Origin of the sequence: Pantoea sp. JV6 (assembly GCF_025910055.1) — a bacterium.
GTDB lineage: Bacteria > Pseudomonadota > Gammaproteobacteria > Enterobacterales > Enterobacteriaceae > Pantoea > Pantoea agglomerans.
In genome coordinates this window covers 39,413-59,095 of record NZ_JAPCIM010000005.1, presented here as the reverse complement: position 1 = coordinate 59,095, position 19,683 = coordinate 39,413, and the positions used below count along the sequence as shown (strand labels likewise).

The 19,683-nt window shown below is 56.6% G+C and carries 18 protein-coding genes; 6 read left to right on the top strand and 12 right to left on the bottom strand.

The window, feature by feature from the left end; genetic code table 11:
• Window positions 1-3: 3 nt before the first annotated feature.
• A complete protein-coding gene (locus OK412_RS09310) occupies window positions 4-240 on the bottom strand; it encodes a DUF1656 domain-containing protein (RefSeq protein ID WP_010245554.1) in 237 nt (78 codons plus the stop codon).
• 150 nt (window positions 241-390) lie between these two features.
• On the opposite strand from OK412_RS09310, the gene slyA reads away from it, so the two are divergent.
• Entirely contained in the window at window positions 391-828 is a 438-nt protein-coding gene (slyA, locus tag OK412_RS09305) for a transcriptional regulator SlyA (RefSeq protein ID WP_010245551.1), read from the top strand.
• A 40-nt stretch (window positions 829-868) separates the two neighbouring features.
• Here the strand turns inward: slyA and slyB are convergent, their stop codons facing one another.
• Window positions 869-1,336, bottom strand: a complete 468-nt coding sequence (slyB, locus tag OK412_RS09300) for an outer membrane lipoprotein SlyB (RefSeq protein ID WP_010245548.1) — start codon at window positions 1,334-1,336, stop codon at window positions 869-871.
• Window positions 1,337-1,618: 282 nt separating this feature from the next.
• Here slyB and anmK point away from each other — a divergent pair, with 282 nt between their 5' ends.
• Entirely contained in the window at window positions 1,619-2,740 is a 1,122-nt protein-coding gene (gene anmK, locus OK412_RS09295; RefSeq protein ID WP_122458590.1) for an anhydro-N-acetylmuramic acid kinase, read from the top strand.
• A 46-nt stretch (window positions 2,741-2,786) separates the two neighbouring features.
• On the opposite strand, the gene OK412_RS09290 is transcribed toward anmK, so the two are convergent.
• From OK412_RS09290 to OK412_RS09280, 3 genes are all read right to left on the bottom strand, one after another.
• Window positions 2,787-3,020 (bottom strand): DUF4060 family protein, encoded by a 234-nt coding sequence (locus OK412_RS09290; RefSeq protein ID WP_010245542.1) that lies wholly within the window; start codon window positions 3,018-3,020, stop codon window positions 2,787-2,789.
• A gap of 229 nt (window positions 3,021-3,249) precedes the next feature.
• Window positions 3,250-4,461 carry a diguanylate phosphodiesterase gene (locus tag OK412_RS09285; RefSeq protein ID WP_022625735.1) on the bottom strand — a complete coding sequence of 404 codons (1,212 nt, stop codon included), beginning with the start codon at window positions 4,459-4,461 and terminating at the stop codon, window positions 3,250-3,252.
• A gap of 100 nt (window positions 4,462-4,561) precedes the next feature.
• Window positions 4,562-5,083 carry a GNAT family N-acetyltransferase gene (locus OK412_RS09280; protein WP_264353105.1) on the bottom strand — a complete coding sequence of 174 codons (522 nt, stop codon included), beginning with the start codon at window positions 5,081-5,083 and terminating at the stop codon, window positions 4,562-4,564.
• Between the two features lie 288 nt (window positions 5,084-5,371).
• Here OK412_RS09280 and OK412_RS09275 point away from each other — a divergent pair, with 288 nt between their 5' ends.
• Entirely contained in the window at window positions 5,372-5,605 is a 234-nt protein-coding gene (locus OK412_RS09275; protein ID WP_010670048.1) for a hypothetical protein, read from the top strand.
• A gap of 150 nt (window positions 5,606-5,755) precedes the next feature.
• Here OK412_RS09275 and OK412_RS09270 read toward each other — a convergent pair whose 3' ends face one another.
• Window positions 5,756-6,904 (bottom strand): MFS transporter, encoded by a 1,149-nt coding sequence (locus OK412_RS09270; protein ID WP_191921227.1) that lies wholly within the window; start codon window positions 6,902-6,904, stop codon window positions 5,756-5,758.
• The gene (locus OK412_RS09265; protein WP_122458583.1) at window positions 6,901-7,440 is read right to left on the bottom strand and encodes a TetR/AcrR family transcriptional regulator; all 540 of its coding nucleotides are present in this window, start codon (window positions 7,438-7,440) and stop codon (window positions 6,901-6,903) included. The genes OK412_RS09270 and OK412_RS09265 overlap by 4 nt, the downstream gene beginning before the upstream one ends.
• A gap of 542 nt (window positions 7,441-7,982) precedes the next feature.
• On the opposite strand from OK412_RS09265, the gene OK412_RS09260 reads away from it, so the two are divergent.
• Window positions 7,983-8,258: a hypothetical protein gene (locus OK412_RS09260; RefSeq protein ID WP_010670051.1), complete on the top strand. Its 276-nt coding sequence runs from the start codon at window positions 7,983-7,985 to the stop codon at window positions 8,256-8,258.
• 114 nt (window positions 8,259-8,372) lie between these two features.
• Here OK412_RS09260 and OK412_RS09255 read toward each other — a convergent pair whose 3' ends face one another.
• The 4 genes from OK412_RS09255 to treZ form a co-directional block, all read right to left on the bottom strand.
• Complete coding sequence (locus OK412_RS09255) at window positions 8,373-9,137, bottom strand: SDR family NAD(P)-dependent oxidoreductase (RefSeq protein ID WP_264353104.1); 765 nt, start codon at window positions 9,135-9,137, stop codon at window positions 8,373-8,375.
• 126 nt (window positions 9,138-9,263) lie between these two features.
• Window positions 9,264-11,339, bottom strand: coding sequence for a glycogen debranching protein GlgX (gene glgX / locus OK412_RS09250; protein WP_163637116.1), 2,076 nt, complete (start codon window positions 11,337-11,339; stop codon window positions 9,264-9,266).
• A gap of 59 nt (window positions 11,340-11,398) precedes the next feature.
• On the bottom strand, window positions 11,399-13,927 hold the full coding sequence (gene treY, locus OK412_RS09245) for a malto-oligosyltrehalose synthase (RefSeq protein WP_264353103.1): 2,529 nt from the start codon (window positions 13,925-13,927) through the stop codon (window positions 11,399-11,401).
• Entirely contained in the window at window positions 13,924-15,708 is a 1,785-nt protein-coding gene (gene treZ, locus OK412_RS09240) for a malto-oligosyltrehalose trehalohydrolase (protein ID WP_264353102.1), read from the bottom strand. The genes treY and treZ overlap by 4 nt, the downstream gene beginning before the upstream one ends.
• A gap of 426 nt (window positions 15,709-16,134) precedes the next feature.
• Here treZ and OK412_RS09235 point away from each other — a divergent pair, with 426 nt between their 5' ends.
• A complete protein-coding gene (locus OK412_RS09235; RefSeq protein ID WP_033767119.1) occupies window positions 16,135-16,431 on the top strand; it encodes a hypothetical protein in 297 nt (98 codons plus the stop codon).
• Between the two features lie 54 nt (window positions 16,432-16,485).
• Here the strand turns inward: OK412_RS09235 and OK412_RS09230 are convergent, their stop codons facing one another.
• Window positions 16,486-17,742: a mechanosensitive ion channel family protein gene (locus OK412_RS09230; protein ID WP_045140400.1), complete on the bottom strand. Its 1,257-nt coding sequence runs from the start codon at window positions 17,740-17,742 to the stop codon at window positions 16,486-16,488.
• Between the two features lie 222 nt (window positions 17,743-17,964).
• Here OK412_RS09230 and OK412_RS09225 point away from each other — a divergent pair, with 222 nt between their 5' ends.
• Window positions 17,965-19,623, top strand: coding sequence for a methyl-accepting chemotaxis protein (locus OK412_RS09225; protein ID WP_264353101.1), 1,659 nt, complete (start codon window positions 17,965-17,967; stop codon window positions 19,621-19,623).
• Window positions 19,624-19,683: the final 60 nt, after the last annotated feature.

Here is a 19,683-nt window from a genome sequence, read left to right as displayed (position 1 = left end):
CGATTATCCGTGACCGATGAGCCAGAGTGCGGCGGTAACGCACAGCACAAACAGGGAGAGATCAAACAGGGTGGGATGCCAGACATCGCCGGAGTAGATCCAGCCACGCACCAGAGGGTGGATCAGCAGCCAGAAAAAGAAGCCGAGGATCACCGCTTTGAATATCGGCGGGAAAAACAGTGAGGCGCCCACCACCAGATCGGTCAGCGGATTCGCACCTGAAAAAGCAGGAGTGAGCACGTGATAACATCCTTCGTTAACCCAAACAGCAGAGTGAAAGCGCTGCCACGTTATGGTGGCCTGGTCCGGGATTTGTAATTTGTCCTGTAAACTCGCAGAATAGTGTAAAATCTGGCTTGATAGCTAGCAAGCTAATTATAAGGAGATGAAATGGATACGCCCCTCGGAACGGATTTATCTCGCCTGGTGCGCATCTGGCGCGCGTTGATTGATCAGCGGCTGAAGCCGCTTGAGCTGACTCAGACTCACTGGGTGACGTTGCACAATATTCATCAACTGCCGCCCGAACAGTCGCAGATTCAGTTAGCCAAGGCGATTGGTATTGAACAGCCTTCGCTGGTGCGCACGCTGGATCAGCTGGAAGAGAAAGGATTAATCACCCGTTCGACCTGCGCCAACGATCGTCGTGCCAAGCGCATTAAGCTGACGCAGCAGGCCGAGCCGATAATCGAACAGGTTGAGAGTGTGATTGATGAGACGCGGGATGACATTTTGTCCGGCATCAGTCGGGAAGAGATCAGTCAGATGGTGACGCTGATCGCCCGGCTTGAGAAAAACATTCTCGAACTTCAGCATAAAGAGAAATAAAAAAACCGACGCCCAGGCGTCGGTTTTTTGTTTAGCTTCATTAGCGAGGTGAAACCGTCACCTGGCTGCCGTTGGATGCCATCACAACGCGCTGGCCAACAGAGTAACGCGTGGCGGCCTGTTTCTGAACCACCATGATGGTGTTGCCATCATCCTTACGGATTTCCAGCTCAACGCCATCGGTTTTATTGACTGCGCCCTGTACGCCCTGGCCTGCTACGCCACCCAGAACCGCACCACCGGCTGTCGCCAGGCTACGTCCGCTGCCGCCACCAATGGTGTTACCCAGGAAGCCACCCAGCACCGCACCACCGATAGCACCGATGACATTGCTCTCATCGCCGCCCTGGATTTTCACCGGACGTACTGAGACTAAGGTACCGTACGAAACGCTCTGCACCTGCTTAGCTTCACTGGCACTGTAGGTATCACCCGACAGCGTACTGGTATTGCTACAACCTGCCAGCATCACACCGGCCAGAGCGACCACAATTACACGCTTGATCATTTGAAACTCCTTTAGTCGAGAAGGTGCCACGTTTACCGCTGTATCCTGCTCACAGTATAAGACACAAACCTGGCAAATTAATCCCTGTCCGAATAAAACACGGCTGGACGAAGCATAGACTATGCAGGATCAACAATAATTCAATCGTGGACTAAAAATAGTCCCATTACGTTATCAGTCAGCACGATTGGATAAAAAGAATTTAATCATAGAATTAGCGATCATTATTTGTCAGGCTAACCGCAGATGAATTGCACTTCCGGCCGGAAGTAAGGAATGGCTATGAAATCAGGACGCTATATTGGGGTAATGTCAGGCACCAGCCTGGATGGAGTGGATGTGGTGCTGGCTGCCATTGATGAAAATATGGTGGCGCAGCAGGCCAGCTACTGCCATCCGATGCCACCAGAACTGCGTCAGGCGATTCTGGCGATATGTCAGGGACAGTCCCTGACGCTGTCGCAGCTCGGCCAGCTTGATACCCGCCTCGGCCAGCTGTTTGCTGAAGCGGTAGTGACATTAATGAAGCGCGAATCGCTTGAAGCCAGCGATATCACGGCGATTGGCTGTCATGGTCAGACCGTCTGGCATGAGCCGCAGAGTGACGCACCCAATACGCTGCAGATTGGCGATCATAATCAGATCGTGGCGGCCACCGGCGTCACCGTGGTAGGGGATTTCCGCCGCCGTGATATGGCGCTGGGCGGGCAGGGCGCGCCGCTGGTGCCTGCCTTTCATCAGGCGCTGCTGATGGATGCTTCTGAACGCCGCATGGTGCTGAATATTGGCGGCATTGCCAATCTCTCGCTGCTGATCCCAGGTCAGCCGGTGCGCGGCTTCGATACCGGCCCCGGCAATATGCTGCTGGACGCCTGGATCTGGCGTAATCAGGCTCAGCCGTATGACAAAGATGCGCAGTGGGCGCGCAGCGGGTCGGTGATTCCGGCACTGCTGGAGGCGCTGCTACGTGAGCCCTGGTTTGCGTTGCCGCCGCCGAAAAGCACCGGGCGCGAACACTTCAACCTCAGCTGGCTGGAGCAGCATCTGCGCTATTTCCCGGGTCTGGCTGCGCAGGACGTGCAGGCTACGCTGGTCGAGCTGACCGCCATCACCATCACGCAGCAGGTGTTACTCAATGATGGCTGCGACCGTCTGCTGGTGTGTGGCGGCGGCAGCCGCAATCCGCTGCTGATGGCACGACTGGCAGCGCATCTTCCGGGAACGGAAGTAACGACTACCGATGCGGCGGGTGTCAGTGGTGACGATATGGAAGCGCTGGCGTTTGCCTGGCTGGCTTTCCGCACGCTCTCCGGCCTGCCGGGCAATCTGCCTGCGGTAACGGGCGCACGGGAAAAAAGCGTGATTGGCGCAATCTTTCCGGCGAATTCACTCTACCGACGCTAAGCGGGGAGTCGGGGGCAATCTGCCCCCGCAGGATGACAGGTGGCCGTCAGGCGGCGCCGGAGAGATGCGTCAGGTTGCGAACGCCAGTAATCACCGAGGCAACCATGGTTTCACGTCGGGTAATCACCTCAACCTGATAAAACCGGCTGCGGTAGGCGATGGAATAGATAACGGGATGGTACTTATTACCTTCTCCGTAGCGGGAGTAGTGCGCTTCAAGCGCACGGGTCGCTGCGAGAATATGGGAGGGTTCTTTATCACCGCGGATGATTTGCTTCATTCAGTTCCTCAAATGCTGTCCCTGGAGTCACGTCGCACGCATGGCGCGTAGCGCTGGCCTAAACACTGAACATCTGACTGCTAAACATTTAATCACTGACTGGGTAATGACTGACTCTGCCGCGGGAAGATGACAGAAAGATGATCCCCCGGGGCTGTTAATTATTTAGCAGCCGCCGGGTGATCCAGCAAGGCAGGAAATCGCAAATTCATCCAAATCGCAGAGGCGGTCAGATCAGCTCCGGCCAGGCTACGGCCGCAACGCCATTGAGTACAGGTTTTGAGAACAGAAAGCCCTGAAACTGGGTCACGCCTGCCGCTTCAAGCCACATCCACTCTTCCGGCTGTTCAATGCCCTCGGCGATAACACCGATCTCCAGCGAGGAGCAGCATTTCAGAATGGCATGAATGATCGCCTGCTTCGGCCCACTTTTATGCACATCAGCGATGATGGTTCGGTCGATTTTAATCTTGTCAGGCTGAATGCGCGTCAGCAGCGACAGGCCGGCAAAACCGGCACCGAAATCATCCAGCGCCAGGCTGATGCCGGCCGCCTTCAGCTGCCTGATGGCGGCTTCAAAGGCCTCAGGCTGCGAGATAATTTCATTCTCGGTGAATTCAACCATGATCTGCTCTGGCACCAGTCCCTGCGCAGCTATCTCATCCAGCAAAAACGGGACGGCGTCGGGCACTTCCACCAGCGTCATCGGCAGCAGATTGATCGACAGAGTCATGCCCTCAATCCCCAGCTGCTTCGCCTGGGCGAAGGCGATCTTTTTCGACCTCAGATCGAGCTGATAGAGCTGCTCACGTGACAGTCGGGCAAAATAGTCGAGCGGCGGTTCACCCTGCGGGCCGCGCAGCAGCGCTTCCAGCGAGACGATTTCGCAGGCGAAGGGGTCAACGATCGGCTGAAAAGCAAAGCTGACCTCATCCGCAGCCACCAGCGATGCGTTGCCTTCACGCTGTTCTGACTCGTCACGGATAAACGTCCAGCCGCTGGCGGCCGGGATCTCAAAATAGTTCTCTTTTTCCCGCGCTTCGACAAAAGTGCGCAGGAACTGCAGTGCGCGATCGGCATAGGTCAGCTGATACTTTGTGGTGCATTTTGCCAGCACCGCCTCCAGTACCGTCTCTTTATCATGCAGCCGCAGATCGAACAGCTCCATACCGACGTGGCCAAAACGGCGTGCCGGGGCGTAATCGCGCAGCAGTTCGACCAGATTATGGTGGCGTGGATCCTGGCAAATCCGGCTGTAAACTGCATTGACCGCCGCCTCCGGACCTTCCAGCAGCTGGAAAAAATGCGTGCCATTGAATAATAAAATTCCGGTGACGCTGGAGGATTTATTGATTTTATTCGCTTTCCGCGCCAAACCATTCAGGATCTCAAGCGGCACATGTTCAGTAATGTGGCTGCGATAGATGATTGTCGACAACATAAAGGTTTCCGGAATTTTTTATTTTTTGTTATGGCACCTTACCAGAAGCTTCTTCCGGGGAAAACGAGGGCCAGTACGTCTTTCTCACTCTGACTCTGTTTTAATCAACCGGCAGCGTGGTATCGCCCGTTCCCAGAGAGCGCTGCATAAAAACAGTATCCAGCCAGCGACCCTGTTTGAAATCCACCGAGCGCAGGATACCTGTCATCTCAAAGCCTGCGGCGCGATGTACGGCAATCGAGCCCTGGTTCTCGCTGTCGCCGACGTTGGCGATCAGCTGGCGGAACCCTGCCTGCTCAGCCCAGCGGATTGCATGGTTTAACAGGCGCGAACCGGCTCCGCGCTTCTGAAATCCGGGATCGATATAAATTGAGTCCTCCAGCGTATGCCGGTAGGCATGGCGCGGGCGATAAGGCGTCAGATAGCAGAACCCACGTACTTCTCCGTCGCTGACAGCGATAAACCACGGCAGGCCCGCCTGCTGAATCTTCCGCATCCGCTCGCCAATCTCTGCCGCGTCGGGCGGCACTGTCTCAAATGAGCCTGTGCCGTTAAGGACATGCCAGGCGTAGATCTGCTGAATCGCCATGATGTGGCGTTCATCTGCCTCAAAAATTTCCATTATGCGGTTTTGCCCCGAAAGTCTGCACCTGGTGGAAAAACAACGGTATAGCGGGCGATGTGAGGGCGCAATATAAATATTACGCGCTCATGAAATTTTATGAGTGCGTCATTCGCCAGGATTATTCCTGGCAGGAAACGGATAAAAATCATCCCTGTTTAGTGCCACTACTGAATGGTAATTAAGCCTATTCTGAAAACAGCGTCAGCCGGATGATCCGGGCCGGCATTAAGGCTATTATCTTCGCGGTTCTGATGGGGTTGATTTATTAACTGGAGGCGCAGCGTGATGCGATTTGTTGATTTTCTGAATAGTAAGCAGGGGCTGCGTGCAGCAAGAAATCACTGCTTTGAATTAAATGGTGTGGTACTGGGCCATTTTACTGCGTTATTCCTGCATGATAACCAGATTATTTTTACCAAAGATGGTAAGCAGTGTGCTGTGCCTTATTATCTGGGTCCCGAAGAAGATTTGCTTCAGCAGAAAATAAATCCACGCATTAAAAATATCCGCGCGATCTGAATGGCATCCGCGATGAGCTTATCGCTTCAGCCATAACACCTGCGTAATATTTCCTCATTCCCCGGGCGATAATATTGGCACTGTCTGGTAAATAGCATCGACGCTATTTTACCTTCCCTGTTTTCTGCCAACCCATTCGTTTACGCCTGCTTATTTACCCGACTCGCTGCTGTTCTGCGCGGGCGCAATAAACAGCAACAGCAGGGCGCTGACCGCAAACAGCGTCAATGCCGTACTGGCTCCCAAAGAGGCGTAGAGCTGACCAAACAGCAGCGATCCCGCTACCTGGCCCACCGCCAGCATAAAAAACAGGATGCCGACGCCGGTCGCCGGATCTTCAGCAGTGGCGCGTGCGCCCCACACCAGCAGCACGCCCGATAGCGTGACGTAACCTGCGCCACAGCAGGCAACCGCGATCGCTAAGCCGGTGGATTCGCCCCGACTCCAGGCCAGCACCAGCAGTGGCACTGCCATCCCGCACAGTGAGAGCCGGTATACACCCTTCAGCCCGATACGGGCAGCGACCGGCCCGGTTGCCGCACCCACGATGCCTGCGCCTCCGGCAATCAGCCAGAGTAAGCGGGCGGTCTCCTCATCAACACCGACATGCTGTCGCAGCAGCGCTGACCCAAAGCTCCACCAGGCTGCACTGACCAGACCCGAAATCAAGGCAATACTCATCAGCCGATGCATGGAGCGGCGATACAGCCGCTGGTGCCAGTGACGCACTCTGGTGGGGCGACTGGCGGCGTGACCCGATAACACGCGCATCACCGGCAGCACACAGGCCAGCGACAGCAGAGCGAACAGCAGACAGGCGGCACGCCAGCCGCCGGGCAGAACGCTCAGGATGACCACCGTCAGGATAATGCCCGCGCTGGTGCCGGCATTGATCAGGGTATTGATGCGCGGCTGACCCGCAGCAGGGATTCGATCGCTGACCGCCGCCGCCAGGGCAGGTGAAGCCAGACCGGCACTCAATCCGGCAATAAAGAGTCCGGCCGCCAGCAGCAGCGTTGATGAGGCACAGGCGAGCAGCAGCAGACCCGCCGTCGCACTGAGTGAGGCCAGCAGCGCCGTCAGCCGGGTGCCATAGCGATCCGCCAGCGCGGCTGCGGTAAGAATGGTGAGGCAATATGCCACAAAGCTGCAGGCTGACAGCATACCCGCCTGCTGCGGGTTGAAGGGGATCTCCGCTGAGATAGCGGGCAGCATCAATCCCCATGAGAAGCGCGCCATGCCATAGGTCACGGCGATCAGGCTGAAGCCGGTCAGCGCCAGCGCGATGGGCGATCTCATCCTGTCGCCCTGTTCTGAAGCAACTGACTGACGACCTGCGCCGCCTGTTGAGCAGCGGCGGGACCGGTAATCAGTGCCGTGGTAATGGCACCCTCAAAGAGTATCCAGATAGCATCGCTCAGCGACTTGTCTTCAGCACCGCGCAGATGCGTCACACAATGGGTGATATAAGCCCGCATCGTGGTCCGGAAGGCCAGCGCCTGAGCGGCCAGTTCGCTGTCCCGCTCGGCATACTCTCCCCAGGCTTTAAGAAAGAAGCAGCCACGGGCACCGTTCGCTGCCGTCCACTCGCCCAGCACCCTGAACAGATGCGCTATCGCATCAGGCTGTTGCGGTGGCAGCAGATCGGCCATAAAGCGCTGCTCGCGCGCGTCGAGTACCGCTGCGGTCAGCGCTTCGCGTGAGGCGAAGTGATGATAAAGCGTGCGGGTAGAGACGCCCGCTTCGCGACAGATATTGTCGGTGCTGGTGGCGTGGAAACCGTGGGTGTAGAAGAGCCGCTCGGCGGCCTGGATGATATCGTTTCTCTTTTTCATGCTTTAAAAGTAAACCGATCGTTTTACTTTTTCAAGCCGGTCGCTGTTAATTACGCCCGCTGGTATTGATAAATCCCTGATGCCAGGGGAGCTGGCGTTCCGCTTAAAGGCACGCTGTGCACCGCTTTCACTCTTATTCAGGTTCAGTTTATCAATACTCATAAATACCCCTGCGGGGGTGATATTTTTCAGCTTCTGCTCTAATCATATCTGAGTAGCGCGTCACCCCTGGTGCGCGGGTTTATTTTATAATCTGTTGTTTTTTAAGTTTTATTTTGTTTTTTGCTTTTTTAATGATGCATTAGCAGTATAAATGTAAGCGGGGCGACAGAGAGGGTGAGGGCGTTACAGCGCGTGGAATGCCTGAAGCGACATAAGCAATGAAAAAGGGCATATTCTCAAAGTCAGCCAGACTCACGCAATAAAGTGGTTTTAGGGATAATTCTCAGTTAGTTTAATAAAGCTTCAGATTACAAAAAAAACCTCTTACGAATTTTGGTTCGTTTTTTAAGATACATACAGCAACTATCAGGATGACTACCATGCTCAAAGCCAGCTACTATTATCTGTGCCCGCGTCCCATGGGTGGATGGATTTTACACAAAGAAGGTTGCGTTAATCTGTCAAAGAACGATAAACGCGTTTTTATTGGTTCGCTTTATACCCGCCAGCAGGCGCTGGCCGTGGCGAAAGTCCATCACGCTAATGCCATACTCTGTAATGCCTGCCTCAGCACTTTTATTTGCCCGACCAGCAGCAGCACGGCAATTAAACCGGCACGCGCGGCAACGCCAACCCGCCATACGCCAAAACATTAATTTGTATGCAGGCAGTTATTGTTCTGCTGTGGCAGAAGGATAATAAAGGGAATTAATGCTGCGGGCCGGTTAGAATAAAAAAAGGCAGCGTAAAGACGCTGCCCTGTTCTTTATTTAAGCCTGTTTAGGCTGGCCATTTGAAGCGGTAATTCCGCCATCGACCGGCAGATTAACGCCGGTAATATAACTGGCTTCATCGCTGGCAATAAAGAGAATGGCACGGGCGATATCATCCGCTTCACCGGCCCGGCGCAGTGGAATACGGTCGTAAAAGCGATCCAGCAGCGCCTGATCCTGTTTGGCATCTTCGGTCAGATCGGTAAAGGTAAAGCCGGGACAGATTGCATTGACCCGTACGCCATCTGCGCCGTAGTCCATCGCCAGCGCACGGGTGAAGTTGGTAATCGCCCCTTTAGCCGCGTTGTAGATGCTCATACCCCAGTCGCCGCCTAAGCCGGAAACGGAAGAGATGTTAACCACGTTGCCTTTGCTCTTTAACAGGGCAGGCATGAAATAGTGTACGCCGTGGAAGACCCCATCAAGGTCAGTTTTCATCAGGGTTTTCCATGCGTCGAGATCGACTTCATGAATGCGGCCCTGCACGATGACGCCGGCATTATTTACCAGCACGTCAACACGGCCATACTTCTTCAGCACGGTTTCTGACAGCTGTTTAACCTGTGCGGCTTCTGAGACGTCGCAGGCAGCCACCAGGTGATCGCCTGGCGTCATGTCGGCCAGCGTCTCTTCCAGTTTCTGCGCGGTACGGCCCACCAGCACCACTGATGCACCCTCTTCAGCGAAGCGTTTTGCGCTGGCTTCGCCAATGCCGGATCCGGCACCTGTCACAACCACAACTTTCTGCGTAAATCTGGACATTATGCCTCCTTTTCAGCATCAATTCTCACTGTTAACAACCGGTTAAGCCTGGCAGCGATCGCCAGAAACACAAGCGCAGCGCGAAATGCGCTGCGCCAGATGACTGCTTTTTAACCGGGTGAGCGGCTATGGACGTCTGAACAGGGCGAAGCTGCGTCCTTCCAGTTCAAAATCCTTCTCTTTGGTGATCACCAGACCGCGCTTCGCGGTGTCGCTGGTGGTCAGTTCCAGCACCCAGCCGCCTTCACCAAACTGCGGGATCTGGAACGGTACATTGCCTTCAAACGGATTGAACAGCATCAGGACGTCGTGCCAGATGCCTTCCTCGGTCTGGAGGTCCGGTCGGCCGATATAAACCCCCAGCGTTGAGCCTTCGTCCCACTGCTCAGCCTGCTGGAAGCCGCCACCGGCGTTAAACCATTTGATATCCATGCCATCACGCCAGTTTTCACGACGCAGCAACGGCTGCTGAGCACGTAACGTCAGGATCTGGCGGGTGAACTCGCGCAGCGCCTCGGCAGATTCCGGCAGGTTATCCCAATGTACCCAGGAGATTTCGCTGTCCTGGCAGTAGCCATTGTTGTTGCCCATCTGGCTGCGGCCAAACTCGTCGCCCGCCAGCAGCATTGGCGTACCGTGTGAGAAGATCAGCGTGGCGAGGAAGTTGCGCTTCTGACGCTCACGCACCGCGTTGATGCCTTCATCATCGGTCGGGCCTTCAACCCCGTAGTTGTAAGAGCGGTTGTCGTTGTGGCCGTCGTTGTTGTCTTCGCCATTCTCCTCGTTATGTTTGTCGTTGTACGACACCAGATCGTTGAGGGTGAAGCCATCGTGCGCGGTGATAAAGTTGACGCTGGCCCATGGACGACGACCGTGCTGATCGTAGAGATCGCCGGAACCCAGCAGGCGGGCAGCAAAGTCTGTGGAGACGTTGTTGCCTTTCCAGTAGTCACGCACCGTATCGCGATACTGATCGTTCCATTCTGCCCAGCCTGGCGGGAAGCTGCCCACCTGATAGCCGCCCGGACCGATATCCCAGGGTTCACCAATCAGCTTTTTCTGCGACAGGACCGGGTCCTGCATGATGGCATCGAAGAAGCCGCCGCGCGGGTCAAAACCATCAGGCTCGCGACCGAGAATGGTACCCAGATCGAAACGGAAGCCGTCGATATGCATTGATTCTGACCAGTAACGCAGCGAATCGAGCACCATCTGCAGCACACGCGGATGCGAGGTGTTGACGGTATTACCGGTACCAGTGTCGTTGATGTAATAGCGATGCTGGTCTGGCAACGTACGGTAATAGGAGAAGTTATCGATGCCTTTAAACGACAGCGTTGGCCCCAGCTCATTCCCCTCGGCAGTGTGGTTGTAGACCACGTCGAGGATCACCTCAATACCGGCATCATGGAAGGCTCGCACCATGTCACGGAAGCCCTGAATGCCGCGCGGCCCGAAGTAGCGGGTGGCGGGGGCAAAGAAGTTCAGCGTGTTATATCCCCAGAAGTTTTTCAGCCCTTTATCCAGCAGGTGCTGGTCATCCGGGAACCAGTGTACCGGCAGCAGTTCGACCGAGGTAATGCCCAGGCTTTTGATGTAGTCGACAGTCGATTTGTGGCTCATGCCGTCAAAGGTGCCACGCATTTCAGGTGGCAGGGCGGTGTTGAGCTGCGTGAAGCCCTTAACGTGGGTTTCATAGATGACGGTTTTCGGCCACGGCACATTCGGGCGGTTTTTATCCTGCCAGTCGAATTCGTTGGGATCGATCACCCGGCACTTTGGCGTAAACGGCGCGCTGTCGCGGCTGTCGAAGGTCAGATCTTTATCGTCATGATAGAGATCGTAAGCGAAGTGCGCCTCGTTCCACGCGATGTCTCCCGCCAGTTCACGGGCGTAGGGATCGAGCAGCAGCTTGTTCGGGTTAAAGCGATGACCATTTTCCGGGTCATAAGGGCCATAAACGCGATAGCCATAAAGCGCGCCGGGCTGCAGGCCCGGAATATAGCCGTGCCATACTTCATGGGTATATTCCGGTAGCTCGAGACGGGCAATTTCCGTTTTACCGCTGGGATCGTACAGACAGAGTTCAACCCGCTCGGCGTGGGCGCTGAACAGAGCGAAGTTCACGCCCTGACCATCAAAGTTGGCCCCCAGTAAATGGCTGTATCCCGCCGTAATTTCAAAACGCTGACTGTTTGACATTTATGCCTCGTTATTCAATGAACAGATTGACGCGTAATAAAAAAAGTTCTTTCCGGAATTCACTCTGCCACCAGCACGGCACACCACTGCGATGCCAGCCCGGTAAGCGGCAGATGGTCGCCCGCAGCCACCGTTTTACCGGTCAGCACATCCTGGTAGCGGCGCTGGCCCAGTGCGGTGGGCAGCGCAATGACCGTGTCAGCCCAGCGTGCAGCGGGCGGCTGGTCGAGATTCTCCGGCAGCTGGTTAAAGACCCGGCGTGACACAACCACTATCACCGCCTGATCCTGTCCGGTGCGGGCAAAGGCCAGCACATTATTCTGCTGCTCGCCCTCTGCCGACAGTGCCAGATAGTCACCGTGGCGGAACAGGGCAGGCTGCTGCTGACGCAGTGTCAGCAGCTTCACAATCGCCTGCTGATTGACCTGACCGCGCAGCCAGTGCGCCTCACTGCCGTCGTGCTGTGGCGCGTTAAGCATCGCCGCCAGCGCGTCGAAATCGGGTTCGCGGCGGTTATCCGGATCGACCAGGCTGAAGTCCAGCGCCTCGCTGCCCTGATAAATATCGGGTACGCCAGGCGCCGTAAGCTTCACCACAGTCTGGGTCAGACTGTTGACCAGACCGGCACGCATAAAGGGTTGCAGCGACTGGCAGAAGTCACTGAGGAAGGTGCTGCTGGCGGGCGCAAGCAGGTGACGGGCATAGCCCAGCACTGCCTCCTCATAGGCGTCGTTATTGTCGGCCCAGTCGGTACGCAGCTTGGCTTCACGCAGCGCTTTTTCCACATAAACCACAAAGCGTGCTTCCAGCGCCGCCAGACCTTCCGCATCCTGCGGCTGCAGGGTGGTTGGCCAGACGCCCGCCAGCGCTTCATACAGCATCCACTCCACGGCCGGTTCGGGTGCCGGACCATCTTTCAGACGTACGACCTGATCGTGGTTCATCTCCCGCCAGCGGTTGACGCATTCCGCCCAGCGTTGCGGCGCTTCGGTAAGGGTATAGAGTCGCGCACGCGCATCTTCACCGCGCTTGGTGTCGTGCGTAGAGGTGCCCGACAGCGCATCGGGCTGATGTTCGCGCCGCGCCTGCATTTCAGCGTGAAACTGATCCAGCGAGAAGTGGCGCGCCAGCGGTTCAGCGCCGACTTCATTCAGCGCCAGCGCCATGTGCTGACGGAAGAAGAGGGTATCTTCCACCGATTTCGCCATCAGCGGTCCGGTCAGCTGCTGGAAGCGGGTGCGGAATTGCGTGGCATCGTCGCGAGCGGAGTCGGCAACCTCTGCGCGCAGAATATGGGTCAGGAAATCAAGCGCCTGACTGTCGGGCGCATGGGCACTGGCTTTCACCTCGCTGACCACCTGTTGCAACAGCGCGGTGTCGGCTGGGGTCAGGCCCTGCGGCGTACCGTAGGTGCGATAGACCGGGAACGCCACCAGCAGTTCACGCAGCGCATTCTTCAGTTCCGCTTCCGGCTGTGGCGTGCCTTCTGCGTCGGCAATCTTCAGTGCCAGCTGCAGTAACCGGTTAAATTCACCGGCAAAATTGCGGTTTGCCATCAGCAGTTTGGCGGCGCGCAGCTCCGCTTTCATATCAACGGTTTTACCGATGACGGCCTGATACGCTTTGCGCAGTCCGCTCAGCTGATCGCTGTCGACCAGCAGATTGGCGAGTGCGGCCATAAATTCATATCCGGTGGTGCCGGAAACCGGCCATGCATCAGGCAGCTGTTCATTGTCACCCAGGATTTTCTCCACGGTGAGATAGCAGTCGGGACCGGCAGCCTGGCGTAACTGTTCCAGATAGCCGTGCGGATCGGCCAGGCCATCCACGTGGTCGACGCGTAAGCCCTGCACCGCACCGCTGTGAACCAGTTCCAGGATCAGCTGATGCGCGGCATCAAAGACCGTTTTGTCTTCCACGCGCACGCCTACCAGACCGGTCACTTCAAAGAAGCGGCGGTAGGAGAGATCGTTGGGCGCATCGCGCCACGACATCAGCCGCCACGGCTGCTGGTCATGCAGTTCAGCAATCTCTGCCGCGTCGCGCAAGGCGAGCACCGCTTCTTCCCGATCCTGCCAGGTATCAGGTGCCAGCGGATAGACATTGTCGAAGTAGGCCAGCGCCGGTTTGCCGGTCTGCGGATCGCGCTTCACGCTGATCTCGCCGTTGGCCAGCACCGCCTCAAAGGTGTCACCGAGGAACGGCAGCGTCAGGCGGCGTGACCAGTCGATATCGAAGTAATGCGCATAGCGGCTCTGTTCGCCATGCTCAATGACGTCGCGCCACCACGGGTTCTCCAGCGAGGCGGCCATATGGTTAGGCACGATGTCGAGGATCAGCCCCAGCCCGGCCGCTTTCAGCGCGGCAGCCATACGATCAAATCCTTCACGGCCGCCAATCGACGGCTCGATCTGGTTAACGTCGGTCACGTCGTAGCCGTGGGTCGATTCAGCGGTAGCGCTGAAGATCGGCGACGCGTAAAGATGGCTGATACCCAGCTGTTTCAGGTAGGGCACCAGCGCCGCCGCACGGTCAAACGTCATGCCATTGCGGAACTGGATGCGGTACGTTGCGGTTGGAATATTCATTCTGCTTCTCTCTTAGCCAGGCGCACCACGATAGCGTTGGGAATCAGTTCGCTGGCGGCCTGCGGCCAGGCAAACAGCGTTTCGCCTGGCAGATCGGGGATCGGCTGTGTGCTGTCACCGACGTTCAGCGCCAGTGACAGCGTGCCCTGCGGGAAGTCCCAGCGCACCGCGAGGAAACCTTCCGCCGTTTTCACCACCTGACCGGCATCGCCACCGGCAGTCTGCAGCAGCGGCACGATATGTTGCTGACGCAGGGCCAGCAGCTGACGCGTCAGCGCCAGCCACTGCTGACCTTCCGGCGTTTCTGTTCGCTGCCAGTTAAGCTTCGACTGTTCAAAGGTGGTGACATCGTTGGGATCCGGCACAGTTTCGCCGTGACCGGCATGGCCTTCAAACTCTCTGGCGCGACCTTCACGCACCGCTTTAGCCAGATCGCCGTGGAAATCGGTGAAGAACAGGAACGGCCGGGTTTCGCCATACTCTTCACCCATAAACAGCAGCGGAATATGAGGCGAGACCAGTAACATCGCCAGCAGCACCTGGGTGCGCTCTGCGCCGGCCAGGCTGATGAGCCTTTCGCCCTGCGCACGGTTGCCCGTCTGGTCATGGTTCTGGATGAAGTCGACAAAGGCGACCGGCGGCTGGCTGCTGCTTTTCACGCCGCGTGGCTCACCCGACTGCGGCGAGACTTCACCCTGATAGACAAAGCCTTCTGCCAGCGCCCGCGCTACCCGCTGTTCCGGCTGGTCGGCGAAATCCTGGTAATAGGCGTGGCTTTCACCGGTTGCCAGCACATGCACGGCGTTGTGGAAGTCATCGTTCCATTCGCCGGTAAACAGCGGAGCGTCCCCGTTTTCGTCACGCGGATGCAGGAAGGTAACGTTACGGCAATCTTCGGTGGTCAGATGAATAGGGCGGTCGGTAATCGAGGCGCGGATGCGCTCAGCAATGTCAATCAGCACATGCTTGTCGCTGGGATCGTCAATCTGATCGATGGCGTCAAAGCGCAGGCCATCCAGATTAAACTCCTGCAGCCAGTAGAGCGGCGCTTCCACGATATAGCGGCGCACCGCATCAACGTCATAGGCGATACCGGCGCCCCACGGCGTCTGGCGCGCTTTGTGGAAGAAGTCTGGTGAGAGCAGCGGCAGATAGTTGCCCTCCGGGCCGAAGTGGTTCAGCACGATATCCAGCACTACCGACAGACCGTGGCCGTGTGCTGCGTCAATAAAGGCTTTAAAATCATCGGGTGTACCGTAGGCGGCATGCGGTGCATAGAGCAGCACGCCATCGTAGCCCCAGCCGCGATTCCCGCCGAATTGCGACACCGGCAGCACTTCAATCATGGTAATGCCGGTTTCAGCCAGCGTTGGCAGCTTCTCAATCGCCGCCCGGAAGGTGCCCTCAGGCGTAAAGGTGCCGATGTGCAGTTCATAGACCACCGACTCCTGCCATGGACGACCCTTCCAGCTCGTGTTCTGCCACTGATAAGCGTCAGGATCGATCACCAGCGACGGGCCATTGACCTCTGCTTTCTGAGCGCGGGCGGCGGGATCGGGCACCGCTGTACCATCGGCCAGCACATAATCATATTCGGCATTGGCTGCCACACCAGCGACCTGAGTTTCAAACCAGCCGTCAGCCTGCGGCGTCATCTCAATGTCTTTACCGGAGAGCCGCAGCGTCACGCGTTGCTGACCGGTTGCCCAGAGGCGGAAACGCACCTCGTCGCTGGCAACCCGTTCAGCGCCCCAACTTTTAAAAAAAGATTTGGATTCCATTCAGTTGCCTCATTTAGCCTGGAAATGCGCGATGGTGGCCACCGCACGAAAAGGATGTCGATGACGCAAGCGTCAAAAAATCTTAAAGCTATCAGCGAGACCAGGAGGCCAGGTGGGCTGGCGCGTCTCTTCAGTCAGAAAGCCGGACTGGTATTCAGCGTGGTGTGGCGGAAAACGGGCCGTGAGACCGCTTCCACGCGGCATACAGAGAGTAATCATAGACTAAGATGTTGCAATCGCAGGGCGGCGGGAGGTGGAGAGGCATTAATTTGCGTTAATTGCTGTGAATCTGCATCCGGCGGGGCGAAAGCAGGAACCAGGCGCAGAAAAGCCTGCCGGATGGCGCCGATTCGCTATAAGCTTATGCGCGATGGCGCAGGTCGCTCCGGATGACCTGCGGCGCTGAACACTTCAGAAGGATGTTACGTGAGGAAAAGAGTTCTGTTAGCCGCGTTGTTGTTGCTGGTCTCCGCCTGTTCTAACCGGGTCGGACACAGGCTGGACAGCAGTAATCTGCAGCAAATTCATGCCGGTCAGACGACCAAAGCCCAGTTGATCGCGCTGTTTGGTCAGCCTGACAGTGAAACGCCTTACCCGGACGGGCAACGGTTGCTGAAGTGGACCTACAGCGAGGCGCGCACCCTGAATACCACCGAAGGGCAGACGCTGACCGTGCAGATGAAAAATGACAAAGTGCTGAACTATGCGCTGAGTAAAAGTTAATGCGCTGAGCAAACGTGAATCACGGCGGCGGCAGATCGCCACCGCGTATTCTGGTTACTGCCCGCCGCTCTGCTGTGCATCCCGGCTGTCGGGGCGCGGCTGAGCCAGACGGGCAAAATCGGATCCTGCCGGATGCTGATAAATCTGCAGCTCAAAGTGGCGGGCCATCGCGTAGATATACTCAAAGATCGCTGCCTGAGTATTTTCATAATCGGCCCAGAAAATAGAGGAGGTGAAGCAGTAGATCTCCACCGGCAATCCATCCGGCGACGGTTTCAGCGGTCGCACCACGATATACATCTCTTTCTGAATGTCGTCACGCTGCGCCAGCCAGGCGGTCAGGTATTTACGGAACACCATCAGATTGGTGATGCCGTTCTCCATAAACCAGCGGTCGCCCACGGCATTGATATCACGCCCATCCAGCAGCTCAGTGATCGATTCGCCAGCGAGGCGGATCTGGCTCATCGCCTGCAGCATCTCCTGATTCACAAAGGTGATCGACTTCTGGTCAAGATAAAAGCTGCGCATGATGCGGCGTGCGCCCGAGGAGAACATCGCCTGCCAGTTGGTGTAGGTCTCGGTCAGGAAGTTCTTGGTCGGGATGCGCGAAATGGTGTTGTCCCAGTTGCGGATGGTGATGGTATGCAGAGCAATATCGATCACTTCACCACTGATATTTCTGTCCGGCATCTCAATCCAGTCGCCCAGTTGCAGCACATCGTTAGAGGAGAGCTGAATATTCGCCACCAGCGACAGCAGCGTATGCTGGAAGATCAGCATCAGCACCGCGGCGACCGCACCCAGCGAGGAGATGATAATCGCCGGCGACTTGTTGGACATAATCGCCAGAATCATGATCGCGGCAATAATATGCACCAGAATTTTGCCGATCTGGATATAGCCTTTGATCGAGTGATTCTTGCGTTTTGATTTGCGCGAATAGGAGTTGTTAACAATCTCCAGCACTTCGTTGAAGAAGATCGACAGATAGACAAAAAACAGGATGCCGCAGATGGTCTGAATCGCCACTTTCAGATTTTCAGGCAGGCCCGGCATAAACTGCAGGAAATTGTAGACCACAATCACCGGCACAAAATTTGACAGCTTCTGAGAGAGGCGGACATCTTTATCCAGCGGCACGCCCTTTTTGTGGCTGCTGAAAAAGACCTTCCTGATCACTTTGACGATGAAAAATTTGCAGATCAGGTGAGTGACCATCCCGGCCATAATCAGCAGCAACAGGCTGAAGCTGATCGACAGTATCCTGTTTCCCTCAATAAAACTCATCAGACTCTGAATGTAATGCATGATAACCACGTGCAAAAAAGATAAGGGGCGAATTCAACCACAGCACGGGGACGGTTGTTAAGCGCCGAATGCGTTCAGGCTGAGCCGCACCGCTTTTTTTGCGTAATAGCGCGCTGACAGCACCCTCCATCCTGCGGATTGTTACCTTCTCTGGTGCAACACTCAGATAAACGCCGCGCTGGCCGATAACAGCTTTATCTCCTCTGATATGAGCCTGCGGACATGCTTAAAAATCTTAAAATCACTCACGGTATCGCTGCTGTTCTGGTGGTCTTTGTGGCGTTACTGACCCTGACCGGATTTCTGTTCTATAACGGCGTCTCAAAAGCCGACAAAAACTTCGTGGCGGCAGAGCAGCTTACGCTGCAGCAGCAGCACCTGAGTGACGCGGTAAAAACCCTGATCAAAACCCGCGTCACCATCAACCGAGTGGCAATCCGTTTCCTGAAAAATCAGCAGGATCCAAAATCACTGGCAGCCATGGCTGCGCTGCTGGAGCAGGCTGGAAAGTCTGCTGCTGCTGCCGATGCGGACTTCAAAGCCTGGCAGGCGCTGCCGCGCAAAGAGGGCCAGGGTGAAGCCCAGGCGACGCAGGTGCAGACCGCCTACCAGCAGATGCGTGACACCATGCTGGCCTCGATTACCTTTCTGAAGCAGGGCAACTATGCGGGCTATGGCAACCTTGAAGCGCAGGCGGCGCAGGACCAGCTCGACAGTGCTTATGAGGCCTGGCGGGCGGTGAATATCCAGCTGATGAAAGCGTCCTCGGAGCATAACCAGCGTAGCCTGACGGATGCGCTCTGGGCGCTGCTGACTATTGGCCTGATTACCGGTGTGATTGGGGTCGCGGTCTGGATTGGGCTGCAGAAATTGCTGATTGGCCCACTGGGCAGGCTGACCGGCCATATGCGCGCCATTTCGGGCGGTGATCTGACCTCCGATATTCAGCATGAAGGCCACAATGAGATGGGCCTGCTGATTCAGGAGCTGCAACAGATGCGCGATGCGCTGGTGGTGACCATTACCTCGGTCGATGACGCCACCCGCTCTATCTTTACCGGTGCAGCGGAAATCTCAGCGGGCAGCACCGATCTCTCTTCCCGTACCGAACAGCAGGCTGCCGCGCTGGAACAGACCGCAGCCAGTATGGAGCAGCTCACCTCAACGGTGAAACTCAATGCAGACAATGCGCAGCAGGCGACCACGGTAGCGAAAGAGGCTTCAGCCACGGCCATGCAGGGCGGTGAGACTGTCGCCCGGGTCATCGCCAATATGGATCAGATCAGCGAAAGCTCGAATCAGATCGCCGGTATCATCGCCATTATCGACAGTATTGCCTTCCAGACCAATATTCTGGCGCTGAACGCCGCCGTTGAAGCCGCGCGTGCCGGTGAACAGGGTCGTGGATTTGCAGTGGTAGCGGGTGAAGTGCGCTCGCTGGCCGGACGCAGCGCCAGCGCCGCGCAGGAGATCCGGGGACTGATCGACCGCTCAGTTGAGCGAATTAAAACCGGTGCCGGTCATGCTTCTCAGGCGGGCGTCGCGATGGAGAGCATCGTGACGTCGGTGAGTCGTGTCACCCAACTGATCGAAGAGATTGCGGCCTCCTCCACTGAACAGACCCGCGGCATTGAGCAGGTCTGCAAAGCGGTCTCGGAAATGGATGGTGTGACGCAGCAGAACGCCGCGCTGGTGGAGGAGTCCGCGACTGCCGCCGCCTCACTGGAAGAGCAGGCGAGCTACCTGCGTAAAACGGTATCGGTATTCAAAACCGGTACTCTGAAGGCGGCGTTCTCTGCTGCGCCGGTGGCGAAAGCCCTTGCCGTGCCAAAACTTCAGCCTGCCCGCCTGGCGGACAATGATAACTGGCAGACCTTCTGATAAAAAAAACCGCCCCGAAGGGCGGTTTTTTATTTTGTGACGCGGCATCATGCCGCTGAC

Coding starts and splice junctions, on each gene's coding strand:
- OK412_RS09285 (WP_022625735.1), bottom strand. CDS start 4,461: ATGTTGTCGACAATCATCTATCGCAGCCACATTACTGAACATGTGCCG.
- glgX (WP_163637116.1), bottom strand. CDS start 11,339: ATGTCAAACAGTCAGCGTTTTGAAATTACGGCGGGATACAGCCATTTA.
- OK412_RS09275 (WP_010670048.1), top strand. CDS start 5,372: ATGCGATTTGTTGATTTTCTGAATAGTAAGCAGGGGCTGCGTGCAGCA.
- anmK (WP_122458590.1), top strand. CDS start 1,619: ATGAAATCAGGACGCTATATTGGGGTAATGTCAGGCACCAGCCTGGAT.
- OK412_RS09225 (WP_264353101.1), top strand. CDS start 17,965: ATGCTTAAAAATCTTAAAATCACTCACGGTATCGCTGCTGTTCTGGTG.
- slyA (WP_010245551.1), top strand. CDS start 391: ATGGATACGCCCCTCGGAACGGATTTATCTCGCCTGGTGCGCATCTGG.
- treZ (WP_264353102.1), bottom strand. CDS start 15,708: ATGGAATCCAAATCTTTTTTTAAAAGTTGGGGCGCTGAACGGGTTGCC.
- slyB (WP_010245548.1), bottom strand. CDS start 1,336: ATGATCAAGCGTGTAATTGTGGTCGCTCTGGCCGGTGTGATGCTGGCA.
- OK412_RS09270 (WP_191921227.1), bottom strand. CDS start 6,904: ATGAGATCGCCCATCGCGCTGGCGCTGACCGGCTTCAGCCTGATCGCC.
- treY (WP_264353103.1), bottom strand. CDS start 13,927: ATGAATATTCCAACCGCAACGTACCGCATCCAGTTCCGCAATGGCATG.
- OK412_RS09260 (WP_010670051.1), top strand. CDS start 7,983: ATGCTCAAAGCCAGCTACTATTATCTGTGCCCGCGTCCCATGGGTGGA.
- OK412_RS09280 (WP_264353105.1), bottom strand. CDS start 5,083: ATGGAAATTTTTGAGGCAGATGAACGCCACATCATGGCGATTCAGCAG.
- OK412_RS09265 (WP_122458583.1), bottom strand. CDS start 7,440: ATGAAAAAGAGAAACGATATCATCCAGGCCGCCGAGCGGCTCTTCTAC.
- OK412_RS09230 (WP_045140400.1), bottom strand. CDS start 17,742: ATGCATTACATTCAGAGTCTGATGAGTTTTATTGAGGGAAACAGGATA.
- OK412_RS09255 (WP_264353104.1), bottom strand. CDS start 9,137: ATGTCCAGATTTACGCAGAAAGTTGTGGTTGTGACAGGTGCCGGATCC.
- OK412_RS09290 (WP_010245542.1), bottom strand. CDS start 3,020: ATGAAGCAAATCATCCGCGGTGATAAAGAACCCTCCCATATTCTCGCA.